This window comes from Bacillus sp. JJ1521, from assembly GCF_036965165.1.
Taxonomy (GTDB): Bacteria; Bacillota; Bacilli; order Bacillales; family Bacillaceae_L; genus Ferdinandcohnia.
In genome coordinates this window covers 19,531-19,812 of record NZ_JBALOX010000096.1, presented here as the reverse complement: position 1 = coordinate 19,812, position 282 = coordinate 19,531, and the positions used below count along the sequence as shown (strand labels likewise).

General features: G+C 28.7%; 1 pseudogene. It reads left to right on the top strand.

What is annotated here, in order from left to right:
- Positions 1 to 282, top strand: a pseudogene (locus V7147_RS14260) (6-hydroxymethylpterin diphosphokinase MptE-like protein); the annotation flags it as partial.

Sequence of the window (282 nt, the reverse complement as noted above, 5' to 3'; positions counted from 1 at the left end):
GTATAGTATTATTCCTTATGGTATTTCTACTGTAATATTTAATTTAAAGAAGTATTTAAGAGTAATAGGCTTTGATAGAAATAGTCAATATCAAAAATTGAAGAAAATAAAAAATAAACATATGGGACAAAGATGCTTTATTATCGGCACTGGTCCAAGTTTAACTATTGAAGATCTAGAAAAATTGCGTAATGAAATGACCTTTAGTATGAATTCGATTTGCTTAGCTTTCGATGAAACTGATTGGAGACCGACATATTATGGGATTCAAGGTATACATGT